This is a genomic window from bacterium, from assembly GCA_040756715.1.
Classification (GTDB): Bacteria; UBA9089; UBA9088; order UBA9088; family UBA9088; genus JBFLYE01.
This window is the reverse complement of sequence record JBFLYE010000088.1, coordinates 1,545-14,778: the sequence shown is the minus strand read 5'-3', so window position 1 is coordinate 14,778 and position 13,234 is coordinate 1,545. Positions and strand designations below refer to the sequence as shown.

Here is a 13,234-nt window from a genome sequence, read left to right as displayed (position 1 = left end):
AATGCCTGCTATATCCCATTCAAGCTTTCCAAGGATTCAAATGTTTCTCTTGAAATCTATAACATCTTAGGACAAAAGGTAAGGACAATAGAGCTAGGACAAAGAAAGAAAGGCTCATATACCCAAAAGGATAGGGCAATATTTTTTGACCTAAAAAATAATGCTGGACAAAACCTCTCCTCTGGATTATACTTTTACAAAATAAAGGCCGGGGACTTTTCTGCGGTTAAATCAATGATTGTGAAGTGAAAAAAATCAGCTTTTTTTGTATATTTGGAAAGGGGGGTAGCGGAAAACAATGGAATTGTAGATTTTAAATTGGTAAAATGAAAAAAATTTCTTTACAAATTTATTATAAAGAGATTAAAGTTATAGGAGGGAAAAAATGTTTATCTTGGAAGAGGAAAAACAAGAGGAGCAAAAGGAATTTAGAACCTTGATAAAGGTAATCGGTGTCGGCGGAGGAGGCTCAAATGCAGTATCCAGGATGTTTAATAGCTCAAATAGGGGTTGCCTTGAGTTTATTGTTACAAATACAGACCTTCAGGTTCTAAACACAAGCCCTGTTTCCCATAAGATTCAAATAGGTGCTAAGCTGACAAAGGGCTTAGGTGCAGGTTCTCTTCCCGAAATTGGAGAGAGGGCAGCACAGGAAGACAAGGAGGCAATAAGGGATGCATTGTATGGTGCGGATATGGTTTTTATTACCGCAGGAATGGGTGGTGGAACAGGAACAGGAGCTGCTCCCATTATTGCTGAAATAGCAAAGGATATTGGTAGCCTTACCGTAGCTGTGGTTACAAAGCCTTTTCTCTTTGAAGGCCAAAGGAGACAGCGTCAGGCAGAGGAGGGAATTTTAAAGCTTGCTGAAAAGGTTGATGCATTGATTACTATACCAAATCAAAGGCTTATTTCTGTTAGTGAAAAAAATACCTCTATCTCTGAGGCATTCAAGAAGGCAGACGAGGTTCTTTCTCATGGAATTCAAGGAATCACAGAGATGATAGTAACCCCAGGTCTTGTTAATGTTGATTTTGCTGATGTTAAGACAATTATGAACCAAAAGGGAAAGGCATTAATGGGTATAGGATTTGGAGAGGGAGAGGATCGGGCAAAAAAGGCTTCAAAAGAGGCAATAAACTCGCCATTGCTTGAGGAAACATCCATTGATGGAGCAACCGGAATATTGATAAATATAACCGGTGGTGAGGACCTTTCCTTATCTGAGGTAGATGAGGCTTGCAATTTAGTAATGGAGAAGGCAGATAAGGATGTTAATTGCATATTTGGGGCGGTTATTGACAAAAGCTTTGCTGGAAGGATGAAGATTACAGTAATCGCCACAGGTTTTGGAAGAAAAAGCAGTGGACTTTCTGCCTTAAAGCAAGAGATAAAACCAGAAGAAATCAAACATTCTATCCTCGAAGACTTAGAAATACCTGCATTTTTAAGAAGGTCGCGTTAATTGGCTAAGGTAGTTATTATTATTGGTTCAAAGGCTGAGATTAACTGGTCAAAAAGAATAGCCTCTTTTTTAGAAAAATTTGGAATAGAAGCTTCTTTAAGGATTGCATCAGCCCATAAGACACCCCTAAAATGCCTTGAAATTATTAAGGAATATGAAAACGACAATGTTGTCTTTATTACGGTTGCTGGAAGAAGCAATGCCTTGTCGGGATTGGTTGATTTCCAAACACACCTTCCTGTTATAGCCTGCCCTCCAAACCCAGAATGGTTTGATATATTCTCAAGCATAAGGATGCCCTCCTCTGTTGCTTCTATGCTTGTTTTAGAGCCAGAGAATGCAGCCCTTGCCGCTCTTAAAATACTGGGGCTTAAAGACAAAGAAATCCAAGAAAAAATAAGAGATTACCAAAAAAATATAAAGGAATCCCTGGCAACAAACGACTCCAATGGGTAGCGTAAAAGACATAGAGGTTTTAGAAGAACCAACAGTCACTAAACTCGGAAGGGCAAGGTTTGTATTTTCAGATAGATATTCTGTCTTTGATTGGGGAGAAATGCCAGATCTTATTCCACAAAAGGGAGCATCAAGTGCAATCCTTTCATCATACTTCTTTGAAAAATGCGAGAATAGGGGCATTAAAACCCACTATCTTAAGTCTTATAGAGAGAATGTAATTGAGGTTAAGCTATTAAGGGTTTTTAAGCCAGAATTTAAGGATGGCCATTATGATTATTCAATATATCAAAAGGAAAAGGGTTGTTTTTTGATCCCTATTGAGGTAATCTATAGAAATTATCTACCAAGTGGAAGCTCTATTTTTAGAAGGCTAAAAGAAGGAGAGATTACCCTTAGGGATTTGGGGTTGGATAAAGAGCCTATTCCAAACCAAAGGCTTCCTAAGCCAATATTGGATACCTCTACAAAGCTTGAAAGAACAGATAGGTACATAACTTGGGATGAGGCTTGTTCAATATCTGGATTAAGCAATAGGGAAATGGAAAAATTAAAAAATATAGCAAGTATCGTTAATGGCCTTATCACAGAAGAATTTTCAAGGATAGGCTTATTAAATGAGGATGGAAAGATAGAGCTTGGATTTGATGAGAAAAGGCATTTGATGGTGGTTGATGTCTTGGGAACATTGGACGAATGTCGGGCTACTTATGAGGGATTTCCCGTAAGCAAGGAGATAGCAAGGCTTTATTACAGAAAAACAGAGTGGTATAAGGCACAAGAAAAAGCAAAGAAAGAAGATAGGGAGCATTTTAAGGAAATATGCAAAGCAAAACCAGAGCCCCTTCCCGATAAACTAAAATTGCTAATCTCACAAATCTATTGTAGTGTATGCAATGAGATTACAAAAAGGGAATGGTTCAAAGTCCCTCCTTTAAGGGAGATAGTAAAAGGGATTAAGGAATATTATAAAATGATTTAGGATTTAATGGAAGATAAGGATAAAACAAGGCTTATTGAGATAATAGAGAAATATAAAGATGAGGGGTTAATTTCTGTTCTTCAAAAGACGCAAGAGGCATTCAACTACCTCTCTGAGGAGACCATTGTTATGGTTTCCAAATATATGAAAACTCCCCTTTCAAAAATATATGGCGTTATTACATTTTATCACCATTTCTCCCTTAAGCCACGCGGAAAATATACCATAAGGGTCTGTAGGGGAACAGCTTGTCATGTAAAGGGAGGAGAGGAAAATTTAACCCGAATAAAGAGGCTTATCGGCATAAAAGAGGATGAGGTGTCAGAAGATTTTATATGGGGTTTGGAAACAGTAGCCTGTGTTGGTGCCTGTGCTTTAGCCCCTGTTGTAATGATAAACGATGAATATTATGGTAAAATGAACCTTCATAAAACAGAGATGATTATAAACCATTATAGGGCAATAGAAAAAACAGGCAAATACATAAAATATGAAGATAGGGTCATCCAATGAGCTAAAAGAGTATAGGGAGAAAATTGTATCCTCTCGCAATCTACAAAAAACAACGATCTCCATTTGTAATGGCGCAGGGTGCCTTGCTTTGGGTGCAAAGAGGCTCTCAGAGCTCTTTGAGAGCGAGGTAAAAAAAAGGAATCTTGATATAGAGATATTAAAGACAGGATGCCCAGGCTTTTGTGAAAAAGGTCCTTTGCTTACTATCCTTCCTCAAGACATCTTCTATTCAAAGATAACCAGCGAGGATGTCTCCTTGATTATTGAAGAGACAATTATAAAAGGAAAGGTAATTGATAAACTCCTATACGAAGACCCAAATACAAAAGAAAAGATTATAAAAACATCTGATATTCCATTTTACAAGAAGCAAACAAGGAGGCTTCTTTCTTTAAATGGCAAAATAGACCCAACCAACATTTCCCATTACATCCAATACAATGGCTATTCTGCCTTATCTCTTGCCCTCTTTATTCCTCAAAATGAAATCATAGAAGAAGTAAAGAAATCTGGTCTTAGGGGAAGGGGAGGAGGTGGTTTTCCCACAGGGATGAAATGGGAGTTTTTAAGAAAAGAGAAATCCCCTGTAAAATACATTATCTGCAATGCTGATGAGGGAGACCCCGGTGCATTTATGGACAGGGCCCTTATGGAGGGAAATCCCCATTTAATCTTGGAAGGGATGATTATAGGAGGCTATGCTACAGGTGCTAAAGAGGGCTTTGTCTATGTGAGAACAGAATACCCCCTAGCCCTTAAACACATTACCATTGCTATTAAAGAGGGAGAAAAATTGGGTTTTTTGGGTGAAAATATTCTAGGCTCTGGATTTTCTTTTAAAATAAAGGTAAGGGAGGGTGCTGGTGCATTTGTCTGTGGAGAGGAAACTGCCCTCATTGCATCCATTGAGGGGAAAAGGGGAATGCCAAGGCCAAGACCCTCATACCCTATAAAATCCGGGCTTTTTGGAAAGCCTACCTTGATAAACAATGTAGAGACATTTGCCAATATTCCCTATATCATCCAAAATGGAGGGGATAATTATGCAAAAATTGGAACAAAAACATCAAAGGGAACAAAAATCTTTGCTTTGGCTGGAAAGGTTAAACATACAGGCCTGGTTGAGGTTGCAATGGGAACAACCTTAAGGGAGATTATCTTTGAAATTGGTGGAGGGATTTTAGGGGAAAGGGAATTTAAGGCTGTTCAGCTTGGAGGGCCTTCGGGAGGGTGCTTATCTTCAAAAGACCTTGACATTGGTGTTGATTATGAAAGCCTGATTTCAAAAGGTGCGATAATGGGCTCAGGCGGAATGATTGTTATGGATGAGACAAATTGTATGGTTGAGCTTGCAAGGTTCTTTATGGAATTTGTTCAGAATGAAAGCTGTGGAAAGTGTGTGCCTTGTCGGATTGGAACAAAAAAGATGCTTGATATTTTAACCCGTCTAACCAAAGGAAAAGGGAAGCAAGAAGACATTCTAGAGCTTAAAAGGCTTGCTAAATTGATAAAGGAATCTTCCCTTTGCGGACTTGGTCAAACCGCCCCTAATCCTGTCCTTTCAACCATAGAAAATTTCCCAGAGGATTACAGGGTTCATATTGAAGAAAAATTTTGTCCCTTATGCAAAAGCAAGGGTGTATTTCCTGTTCGTCATTGGTCTTTCTCTAAACCCGAAGAGCCAAAAAAGGAATGACCATAAAAGAGGAGATAGAGAGTGATATAAAAAAGGCGGTAAGCTCATTTAACATAAAAGAAGGGCTTCCAGAGCTACAGCTTACCTCAACCACAAAGGAGGAATATGGAGATCTTACCACAAATTTTTCCTTTATCCTTGCAGGCTCTCTTAAAATTAAACCAGAGAAAGCAGCAGAGCTTCTTAAATCAAAAATAGAGGGCAAATATATTGAAAAAATGGAGGTAATTGGAGGGTTTTTGAATATATGGATAAAGGATGAAAGATTATATCAAGAGATGGAAAAGCTCAATAAAAATGAGGATTTTGGAAGGCTTTTAATTGGCAAAGGAAAAAAGGTTTTAATTGAGTTTGTTAGTGCAAACCCAACAGGACCCCTTCATATAGGTCATGGAAGGGGTGCAGCATATGGCTCCTCTATAGCAAAAATTCTTGAATTCTCTAGCTTTTCTGTGGAAAGAGAATATTATGTCAACAATGTGGGAACACAGATTGACCTGCTTGGAGAATCATTAAGGGCAAGGTATCTTAATCTACCTATTCCAGAGAATGGCTATAAAGGTGATTACCTTATAGAGATTGCAAAGCAAATCAAAGAAGATGCAAGGAATAAGCCATTAAAATATTTTAAAGAATTTGCATATTCAAATATCCTTTCTGGAATAAAGGATGAGCTTTTAAATTTTGGTGTAGAATTTAATAGATTTGAGTATGAAAGCAATTTGTATGATAATAGAAAGATTAACAACCTCATTTCATCATTAAAGGAGCATTCTTATGTAAAGGATGATGCCCTATGGCTTAAGACATCAAGTGTTTCTGATTGTAAAGATAGGGTTTTGGTAAGGAGAAATGAAAGACCAACATATTATGCAGGAGACCTTGCCTATCATAAGGAGAAATTTGAGAGGGGATATGACCTTTTGATAAACCTGTGGGGAACAGACCATCATGGCTATATTGAAAGGATAAAATCTGGGCTTTCCCTGATGGGATATAATCCAAATATGCTTAAAATCATCCTCTATCAATTGGTAACCCTGAAGAGGAAGGATAAGCTTGTCTCTATGTCAACCAGGGCGGGTGAGTTTATAACCCTAAAAGAGGTTATCGATGAAGTGGGAAGGGATGCCACCAGGTTTTTTCTTTTAACAAAAAAATCTGATACACACCTTGAGTTTGACCTGGAATTGGCAAAGAAGGAATCGGCGGAAAACCCTGTTTATTACATCCAATATCTCCATGCAAGGGCTTGCTCTATTTTAAGGGAGGCAGAGAAAAAAAATATCAGAAGAGAAAATCCAGATTATCGCCTTTTAACCCTAAAGGAGGAGCATAGGCTAATGACACACCTTTGTTTATTTCCCGATGAGGTAAAGGCATCAGCTATTTTCCTTGAGCCACACAGGATTGCAAATTATCTTATCACCCTTGCCTCTATATTCCATAATTATTACCATCACCACAGGGTAATCTCAGATGATCTAGCTCTTACAAAAGCAAGGCTTTGTTTAATAAATGGCTCAAGGATTGTTGCAAAAAATGGGCTTTCTTTGCTTGGAATATCTGCTCCTTGTGTAATGTGATTAAAAAATTTTCTTTACTTTTCTTGGCGTTATTATATAAAATAGCAATAGAATGGCTGAAATAATAGATGGAAAGAAAATAGGAGAAGAAATAAGGGCTGAATTAAGGGGACGGATTGATGAGCTAAAGAAAAGGGGGATAACCCCTGGCCTTGCTACAATCCTTGTAGGAAGCAATCCCGCATCCATTGTTTATGTCCGAAACAAAACATCTGCCTGCGAAAAGCTTGGAATATACTCAAGGCAATACAATTTAGAAGAAAATATAACCTCTGATCAACTTATCTCCCTCATTGAAGGGATAAATTCTGATAAAAGCATACATGGAATCCTTGTTCAGCTTCCCCTTCCTTCACATATAGATGAAAATTTGGTTTTGTCTTCTATATCGCCCAATAAGGATGTTGATGGCTTTCATTATTATAATGTGGGGAAATTCTTTTTAGAAAAGGATTTTTATAAGATGAAAGAAAATAAACTTTTTCTTCCTTGCACACCCTATGGGATTATGGAAATGCTTATAAGATCTTCTGTTAAAATAGAAGGGTCTAATGCTGTTGTCTTGGGAAGGTCAAATATTGTTGGAAAACCCATAGCCCTCCTTCTCCTTTCTGCTAATGCTACAGTTACAATATGCCATTCAAAGACAAAGAACCTTTCTGATATTTGTAAAGGAGCTGATATATTAGTCGCTGCCATAGGAAAGGCAAAATTTGTAAAAGAAGATATGGTAAAAGAGGGTTCTTGTGTTATCGATGTGGGAATAAACAGAATGGGTGAAAAGATTGTTGGCGATTGCGATTTTGAAAATGTATCTAAAAAGGCAGGGTTTATAACCCCTGTCCCCGGTGGCGTAGGTCCTATGACCATAACAATGCTTCTTGTTAATACAGTAACCTCTGCAGAAAAACAAAATGGAGAATGACATTATAAAAAGGGCAATAAGAGAGGTTGAAACAAAGATAGGAAAGGAAAGCGATAAAGCAAAAAAAGAAAAACTAGAAAAGGCATTGTTCTATGAAAAGAATTTTCCAAAGATAAATCCAGGAATTGTTACAAAAGGGGTCGTGGTTGGAAAAAGCAATGAGGGCATCCTTATTTCTATTGGGCTAAAAGAGGAGGGAATAATTCCATTTAATGAATTATCTTTAAAGGAGTTTAAAAGCCCTGATGATATTGTCCAAATAGGGGATGAAATAGAGGTAATTGTTTTATCCAATAATAATGGAAATTTTATCCTTTCAAAAAAGAGGGCAGACCTTAAAAAGGCCTTAGATAGAATTCAAAATGCGTTTTCTAAGGATGAGGTTATTTCTGGGATGATTTCTTCTCAAGTAAAGGGGGGATTGGTAGTTGACCTTGGTATCCCTGGATTTATTCCCATTTCCCATATAAAGAAAGAACCTGTAAGGAATCTTGAATCATATGTTGGGAAAGAGGTTAGACTTAAGATTCTTGAATTTGATAGGAAAAAAAAGGATGTCGTCCTTTCTTTGAGAAAGGTAGAGGAGGATGAGAAAAGGAAAAGGAGGGAAAGGCTTATCAATGAGTTGGAAAATGGGAAAATTGTTTCTGGAAAGGTTGTAAAGCTTACAGATTTTGGTGCTTTTGTTGATATTGGAGGGATTCAGGGCCTTATCCCTCTCTCTGAGCTTTCCTACAGAAATATAAAGCACCCCAAAGATGTTTTAAAGAAAAGTGAAGTAGTTCCTCTTGTTGTGATAAAGGTTGATAAAGAAAATCACAGGGTTTCATTAAGCCTTAAGGATGCACTCCCTTCACCCTGGGAGACCATAAGGAATAGATTAGATATTGGTTCTGTAGTTTCTGGAAGGGTATCAAAGATAACACCAAACTATGCCTTTGTAACCATTGATGATGTTGAGGGATTTCTTCCAAAGAGGGAGATGGATAAGGAGGCATTAAGTGAAGGTCAGGAGATAGAGGTAAGGGTAATAGAGCTTAATCCAGAAAAACAAAAGATGACATTGAGCTTAAAAGGCATAAAAGAAGATAACCAGGTAGAAAGATTCCTTAGAAGCCAAAGAAAGGGTGGATTTACACTTTCTGAGATTTTAGAGAGCAAGCAAAACAAAAAAATGCAAAGATCAAAACGCAATAAGTGGAAGTAGAATCCCCTGCCAAGATAAACCTTTCTTTAGTAGTAGAAGGAAAAAGAAATGATGGCTTCCATAATATAAAAACAATATTCCAGACAATAAGTCTCTTCGACAAGATAAAGATATTTCCAGCCCCTGCATTAAGTGTTTTTTGCCCTCCTATTTTAGAAAAAGAAAATCTTGTCCATAAAGCAGCCCTTTCTTTACTTGAATATACAGGTGGCAAAAAGGGGGCAAAAATTGTAATTAAAAAGCATATTCCCATATCTGCTGGCATGGGTGGAGGTTCATCAAATTGTGCAGAATGCCTCCTTGCTTTAAATAGATTTTGGGGGCTTTCCCTCTCTTTAGATGAATTAAAAAAAATAGGGGAAAGGCTTGGAGCCGATGTTTGCTTTTTCCTTGAGAAGGGAACATGTTTAGGAGAAGGAAAGGGAGAAAAACTTATAAAGCTTCCCTTAATCCCGGATTGTTTTTTTCTCCTTGTTGTTTTTCCATTTAAGGTATCCACAAGGGAGGTATATCAAGAATGGGGAATGGGGAGTGGGGAGTGCGGAGTGCGGAGTGCGGAATGCGGAATAGAGAAGATGATTTTGGCAATAAAAAATGGGGATATTTTTGGGATTGCAAAGAATTTACATAATTGTCTTGAATCTGTAACCATAAGAAAATATCCAGAGATTGGAAAAATGAAGGAATATCTTATAAAAGGGGGTGCCTTAAATGCCTTGATGTCAGGTTCAGGCCCTACATTATTTGGGATTTTTAACAAAAGAAAGGATGCAGAAAGGGTAAGAAAAGCCCTGCTTTATCTTAGGATAAAGGCAAAGGTTGTAAAACCGATATGAAAAGCGTTCTTGTGGGAATGAGCGGTGGTATCGATTCCTCTGTTTGTGCCTATTTGCTTAAGGAAAAAGGGTATAATGTTATTGGGATAACATTTAAGATGGAGGAAGATGAAAATAGGTGTTGCAAAATAAATGATGTAAAAAATATAGCCGCTAAATTGGGAATCCCTCATTATTCAATAGACATTAAGGATAGCTTTAAAAAAATGGTAATTGATAAATTTGTAGCATGTTATAAAAATGGGATAACGCCAAATCCCTGTATAATGTGCAATAAATACATAAAATTTAATTTTCTCTTAAAAAAAGCACAAGAATTGGATGTAGAATATATTGCCGCAGGCCATTATGCAAGGATAGAAAAGGGAAGGCTTAAGAAAGGGATTGATTTAAAAAAAGACCAATCATATTTTCTCTATCCAATAAAAAGGGAATATCTTAAGCATATTCTAATGCCACTTGGATGCAGGACAAAGGATGGGGTAATAAAAATTGCAAAGAAATTGGGATTTCCCATAAAAAAAGAGAGCAGCGAGATATGCTTTATCCCTAATAATGATTATAAAAAATACCTTTTGGAAAAACACCCCGATTTAGTAAAAGAAGGCCCTATTTTGGATAAATTGGGGAATGTTTTAGGAAGCCATCCTGGAATTTCATTTTTTTACCATTGGACAGAGGGAAAAAATAGGCATTTCAGCAAGGAAGCCCCTCTATGTAATCAGGATAGATAAAGAGAAAAATGCAATTATTGTAGGAGAAAGGGAAGGGCTTTATAAAGACGAATTAAACTTAGGGGATATAAATCTTTTTGTTGATATAGAAGAACCCAGAAATGTATCTTGCAAAATAAGGTATAGAAGCCAGGACGAACCAGCAATTGTGAGAAAAATTGAGAAGGGTAGGCTAGCGGTAAAATTTGAAAAGCCCCAATTTGCCATTACCCCTGGCCAATCTGTTGTGTTTTATGAGGGAGATGTTGTTCTTGGGGGTGGAATAATAGAATGAATGAAATGCGGAATGGGGAATTTAGAATGCGGAATGAAAAAGCAAAAATCCCGAATCCCAAAGTCAATGCGTTTCTTCTTTTGGGTTCAAATATTGGAGATAGGTCTAAAAATATTGAAAATGCCCTATCCTTTATTGATAAAATAGCATCCATAATTAAAACATCAAGAATTTATGAGACAGAACCCTGGGGATATAAAGACCAACCATTTTTTTTAAATTGTGCGATAAAGATTGAGACAAACCTTTCACCCCAAAATCTTCTTTTAAAGCTTAAAGAAATTGAGAAAACGATAGGAAGAAAAAGGGCAAAAAAATATGGCCCAAGGATAATCGATATTGACATCCTCCTCTATGGAGAGCTTGTAATTAACGAGAAAGACCTTGTTATTCCTCATAAGAAGCTTATAAATAGAAAATTTGCCCTTGTTTGTCTTCAAGAAATAGCAGAGGATTTTATTCATCCCATACATAAGAAGACAATTTCTGAGCTTCTTTTAGAGCTTGATAAAAAATGAACATCCTTTTTTTAGCAACATCAGATTTTGCAATTTTGCCTTTAAAGGGGCTTTTTGAGAAGAAACACAATATTAGCCTAATAACAAAGCCAGATAAGCCAAAGGGAAGGGGCCTTAAAATCTTTCCAAATCCTTTAAAGCTCATCGCAGAATCTCTTGGAATAAGGGTTTTTCAAACTGATGACATTCTTCCTATTATTTCACAAATCTCTTTTGATCTAATTGTGGTTGTTGCTTATGGCAAGATATTACCAAAGGAGATAATTTCAAACTATAAGGCGATAAACCTCCATCCATCCTTGCTTCCAAAATATCGGGGAGCATCTCCAATTAGCTGGGCTTTGATAAACCAAGAGGAGAAAACTGGTGTAACCATATTCTGGATGGATGAGACAATGGATGGAGGCGATATAATTCTCCAAAGAGAAATTGATATTTCAGAAATTGATGATTATGAAAGCCTATCTTTAAGGCTTTCTGAAATAGGAAAAGATGCCCTAAGGGATGTAATTTCTTTGATTGAAGAAGGAAAGGCAGGAAGGAAAAAACAGGAGGGCATTCCCACATTTGCTCCAAAGATAAAAGAGGCTATTGAGCTTGATTTTAAAGAGGAAAATAGGAAGATTTTTAACCTTATAAGGGGTGTTCCAAAGGACCCTGGTGTTTGGATGAGACTTTATAATGAAAGGATAAAGGTATTAAAGGCAAGGCTCTCTGAGATTGAGGGAGAGCCTTTAAAAATACTGGGAAAAAAGGATAAAGGGTTAATTATAGGTTGTGGCAAAGGCTCAATTGTCCTTGATTTGGTTCAAAAAAGTGGGAAAAGGCCTATCTCTGGCTATGAGTTTCTTTGTGGAGTTAAAGGGAAAAATCGGGATTTAAGGATTTAAGGATTCGGGATAATCCCAACGCACAAAATTCTAAACAGAATAGCTCAAGGCTGAAGGGTCAGAGTTTGAGCCAAGAGCCTAGAGCAGATTTATTTAGGATTTTGGAATACGAAGGGAAAGCGAAGCCATTTAGGATACCTAAACATAGGGAATAATTGTTTATGAAGACAAAATTTTCAACCTATTTCTTAGATGCAACCATTGAAGACAAGAAGAAGAAAGGAGAGGATTTACGGGTTCGGTTGATAGAAAAGGTTTTTAATGCGTTGAACAAATTATCTATAGAGATTCCATTTAAGGAGGCATATCTCTTTGGTTCAATAGTTAAACAAGGAAGATTTATGAAAGATTCTGATATAGACATTGGATTTTTGGGATTAAAAGACTATAATTTTTTTAAGGCAATGTCTTTTATCTCAAGTGAGGTTGGGGTAGATGTGGATATTGTTCAATTGGAAGGCCATAGGCTTAAGAATAAAGTGAAAAAGGAAGGTATAAGATGGATAAGGGAAGATTAGCTATATTAAAGGCAGATGTAAAGGCTCAAGTAAGGGATATAGAAAATATATATATAAAACTTGAAGAGCGTAGAGGGAAAAAGGGAATGCCAGGAATAGAAAGCATTGGGTATCAATTGCACAACCTCTATTGTGCCTTTGAGGATTTATTCAAAATAATAGCTGATACATTTGAAAATTACATTTCTGATAAAAGTAGATACCATTTGGAACTACTTAAAAGAATGACCATTTCCATTGAAGGGGTTCGGCCGCCTTTTATCTCACAGAAAAGCTATGTTTTATTAGATAACCTTAGAGCCTTCAGACACTTTTTTCGGCACGCCTATTCTTATGAACTGGATAAAAGAAAGGTTAGATTGATTCTTGAAGATGCAATGAAACTTAAAGAAATCTATAGCAAAGATATACAAGAATTTCTAGATGTTTTACAAGAAAAGTAACATTAAATGTAAATAAAGGAGGTAGAAATTTAAGATTTATTCTCCTTCCTTGAAGAAAGGGGGAATGAAAGGGGGTAGATTAAAGTGGTAAAGATTGCTGATGTTAAAGCAAGAGAGGTCTTTGACTCAAGGGGAAATCCAACCATTGAGGTGGATGTTGTCCTTTCTGATGGAACAATGGGAAGGGCAGG

Annotated in this window: 14 protein-coding genes and 2 pseudogenes; all 16 read left to right on the top strand. The window is 36.9% G+C overall.

Translation table 11 applies throughout. From position 1 onward, the window contains the following. Positions 1–249, top strand: a 249-nt coding sequence (locus AB1397_03460) for a T9SS type A sorting domain-containing protein (GenBank protein MEW6482045.1), incomplete at its 5' end; no start/stop codon positions are given. Positions 250–385: 136 nt separating this feature from the next. Next, complete coding sequence (ftsZ, locus tag AB1397_03455) at positions 386–1,465, top strand: cell division protein FtsZ (protein ID MEW6482044.1); 1,080 nt, start codon at positions 386–388, stop codon at positions 1,463–1,465. After that, entirely contained in the window at positions 1,466–1,921 is a 456-nt protein-coding gene (locus AB1397_03450) for an AIR carboxylase family protein (protein MEW6482043.1), read from the top strand. Then, positions 1,914–2,903, top strand: coding sequence for a phosphoribosylaminoimidazolesuccinocarboxamide synthase (locus tag AB1397_03445; GenBank protein ID MEW6482042.1), 990 nt, complete (start codon positions 1,914–1,916; stop codon positions 2,901–2,903). The genes AB1397_03450 and AB1397_03445 overlap by 8 nt, the downstream gene beginning before the upstream one ends. Before the next feature lie 6 nt (positions 2,904–2,909). Further along, the gene (locus AB1397_03440) at positions 2,910–3,416 is read left to right on the top strand and encodes an NAD(P)H-dependent oxidoreductase subunit E (protein ID MEW6482041.1); all 507 of its coding nucleotides are present in this window, start codon (positions 2,910–2,912) and stop codon (positions 3,414–3,416) included. Continuing rightward, the gene (locus AB1397_03435) at positions 3,394–5,112 is read left to right on the top strand and encodes a NuoF family protein (GenBank protein MEW6482040.1); all 1,719 of its coding nucleotides are present in this window, start codon (positions 3,394–3,396) and stop codon (positions 5,110–5,112) included. Before AB1397_03440 ends, AB1397_03435 begins: the two co-directional genes overlap by 23 nt. Then, on the top strand, positions 5,109–6,698 hold the full coding sequence (gene argS, locus AB1397_03430; protein MEW6482039.1) for an arginine--tRNA ligase: 1,590 nt from the start codon (positions 5,109–5,111) through the stop codon (positions 6,696–6,698). The genes AB1397_03435 and argS overlap by 4 nt, the downstream gene beginning before the upstream one ends. Before the next feature lie 52 nt (positions 6,699–6,750). Further along, on the top strand, positions 6,751–7,623 hold the full coding sequence (gene folD, locus AB1397_03425) for a bifunctional methylenetetrahydrofolate dehydrogenase/methenyltetrahydrofolate cyclohydrolase FolD (protein MEW6482038.1): 873 nt from the start codon (positions 6,751–6,753) through the stop codon (positions 7,621–7,623). Further along, complete coding sequence (locus AB1397_03420; GenBank protein ID MEW6482037.1) at positions 7,613–8,830, top strand: S1 RNA-binding domain-containing protein; 1,218 nt, start codon at positions 7,613–7,615, stop codon at positions 8,828–8,830. Before folD ends, AB1397_03420 begins: the two co-directional genes overlap by 11 nt. Beyond that, complete coding sequence (gene ispE, locus AB1397_03415) at positions 8,821–9,666, top strand: 4-(cytidine 5'-diphospho)-2-C-methyl-D-erythritol kinase (protein MEW6482036.1); 846 nt, start codon at positions 8,821–8,823, stop codon at positions 9,664–9,666. Before AB1397_03420 ends, ispE begins: the two co-directional genes overlap by 10 nt. Next, positions 9,663–10,674, top strand: a pseudogene (gene mnmA / locus AB1397_03410) (tRNA 2-thiouridine(34) synthase MnmA). Before ispE ends, mnmA begins: the two are co-directional and overlap by 4 nt. Then, on the top strand, positions 10,671–11,192 hold the full coding sequence (folK, locus tag AB1397_03405) for a 2-amino-4-hydroxy-6-hydroxymethyldihydropteridine diphosphokinase (GenBank protein MEW6482035.1): 522 nt from the start codon (positions 10,671–10,673) through the stop codon (positions 11,190–11,192). The pseudogene mnmA and the gene folK overlap by 4 nt, the downstream one beginning before the upstream one ends. Continuing rightward, positions 11,189–12,082, top strand: coding sequence for a methionyl-tRNA formyltransferase (gene fmt, locus AB1397_03400; protein MEW6482034.1), 894 nt, complete (start codon positions 11,189–11,191; stop codon positions 12,080–12,082). Before folK ends, fmt begins: the two co-directional genes overlap by 4 nt. Positions 12,083–12,243: 161 nt before the next feature. Beyond that, entirely contained in the window at positions 12,244–12,600 is a 357-nt protein-coding gene (locus tag AB1397_03395; GenBank protein MEW6482033.1) for a nucleotidyltransferase domain-containing protein, read from the top strand. Next, positions 12,582–13,043 carry a hypothetical protein gene (locus AB1397_03390; protein ID MEW6482032.1) on the top strand — a complete coding sequence of 154 codons (462 nt, stop codon included), beginning with the start codon at positions 12,582–12,584 and terminating at the stop codon, positions 13,041–13,043. The genes AB1397_03395 and AB1397_03390 overlap by 19 nt, the downstream gene beginning before the upstream one ends. 84 nt (positions 13,044–13,127) lie before the next feature. Continuing rightward, a pseudogene (locus AB1397_03385) lies at positions 13,128–13,234 on the top strand (hypothetical protein).

Excerpts from the sequence above, each read along its gene's own strand:
- AB1397_03420 (MEW6482037.1), top strand. The coding sequence starts at position 7,613 with ATGGAGAATGACATTATAAAAAGGGCAATAAGAGAGGTTGAAACAAAG.
- folD (MEW6482038.1), top strand. The coding sequence starts at position 6,751 with ATGGCTGAAATAATAGATGGAAAGAAAATAGGAGAAGAAATAAGGGCT.
- folK (MEW6482035.1), top strand. The coding sequence starts at position 10,671 with ATGAATGAAATGCGGAATGGGGAATTTAGAATGCGGAATGAAAAAGCA.
- AB1397_03390 (MEW6482032.1), top strand. The coding sequence starts at position 12,582 with ATGGATAAGGGAAGATTAGCTATATTAAAGGCAGATGTAAAGGCTCAA.
- AB1397_03445 (MEW6482042.1), top strand. The coding sequence starts at position 1,914 with ATGGGTAGCGTAAAAGACATAGAGGTTTTAGAAGAACCAACAGTCACT.
- AB1397_03435 (MEW6482040.1), top strand. The coding sequence starts at position 3,394 with ATGAAGATAGGGTCATCCAATGAGCTAAAAGAGTATAGGGAGAAAATT.
- argS (MEW6482039.1), top strand. The coding sequence starts at position 5,109 with ATGACCATAAAAGAGGAGATAGAGAGTGATATAAAAAAGGCGGTAAGC.
- ftsZ (MEW6482044.1), top strand. The coding sequence starts at position 386 with ATGTTTATCTTGGAAGAGGAAAAACAAGAGGAGCAAAAGGAATTTAGA.
- AB1397_03395 (MEW6482033.1), top strand. The coding sequence starts at position 12,244 with ATGAAGACAAAATTTTCAACCTATTTCTTAGATGCAACCATTGAAGAC.
- AB1397_03440 (MEW6482041.1), top strand. The coding sequence starts at position 2,910 with ATGGAAGATAAGGATAAAACAAGGCTTATTGAGATAATAGAGAAATAT.
- fmt (MEW6482034.1), top strand. The coding sequence starts at position 11,189 with ATGAACATCCTTTTTTTAGCAACATCAGATTTTGCAATTTTGCCTTTA.